This is a genomic window from Paraburkholderia sp. BR14312, from assembly GCF_040948675.1.
Classification (GTDB): domain Bacteria; phylum Pseudomonadota; class Gammaproteobacteria; order Burkholderiales; family Burkholderiaceae; genus Paraburkholderia; species Paraburkholderia nodosa_A.
The window spans coordinates 1-965 of the sequence record NZ_JBFPKI010000061.1 but is presented as its reverse complement, the minus strand read 5'-3'; the positions used below and the strand labels follow the sequence as shown (position 1 = coordinate 965).

The following is a 965-nucleotide window of genomic DNA, read 5'->3' as shown; positions in this document are numbered from 1 at the left end:
GACGTCAGCGACGATACCCACGTGATCAGCGCGAGCCCGACCTGGGCATCCCACGCCGCGACGAAGTCCTCGTCGCGAACGTAGGCTTCACCGGCGCGCACCGGCACCGTTTTCAACGTGAAGCCGCGCCGTGCCGCAACACCGTTCAACAGGAAGTGCAGGCTCGGAAAGCAGTCCGCGGCGATCAGCACCGTGCGTGCGCGCAAGGCCGCATCGTCGAGACCGTCGATGAAACGTGCGAAGACGTCGGTGACATTTTGCGCGCCGAATACGTGCGCGGCGTCTGCACCGATCAGCGTCGCCCAGTTCGACAGCAGCGCGTCACGCGCACGGAGCCCGACGCTCCAGCGTCGTTCGTCGGGTGCATACCAGTCGGATGTGAAGCGTGCGAGCGCCGCCGTCACGGCCTCCCGTTGGCCGGGGAATACACCAACCGAGTGGTACATCATCCAGCCACTGAAGTCGCTGTCCTGCGCGGTAGAAAATAAAGTCATGTCAGCGCTTCGCTTCGAACTAGATGTGTTTGACGATGAACCGATGATAGATGCCGATGCATACGAGGCTGAGCACGGCGCAGCCCATCAGATAGATGCTCGGCGATACGGGATCGTGCGTCCAGCCGATCATGGCCGTCACGAGCCACGGCGTGAATCCTCCAAACACCATGACGCCGATGTTATAGCTGAAGCCGAGTCCCGTGCTGCGCAGCGAGGCGGGAAAGAGCGACGACAGCACCGCTGCGAGCGGACCGAAGTAGATCGCCTTCAACACGCCCGCCAGCATCATTATCGACATCAGCACTGACAGAGAGGGCGCCGCCAGTAGCCATCGGAAGCAGGGATAGATGGTCAGCAGCGTGAGAAGCGCGGAGACCGTCATCATCCGGCTGCGTCCATATTTGTCGGCGAGATGCCCCATGAACGGCGTTAACACCATCAGGATCGCGCCCGTCAGCACCGTCGCCG

The 965-nt window shown here is 62.3% G+C and carries 1 protein-coding gene and 1 pseudogene; both read right to left on the bottom strand.

The features are described from left to right. A pseudogene (locus AB3X98_RS41985) lies at positions 1-494 on the bottom strand (aminotransferase V); the annotation flags it as partial. 19 nt (positions 495-513) lie between these two features. Beyond that, the coding region (locus AB3X98_RS41980) for an MFS transporter (RefSeq protein WP_368607200.1) at positions 514-965 on the bottom strand (452 nt) is incomplete at its 5' end.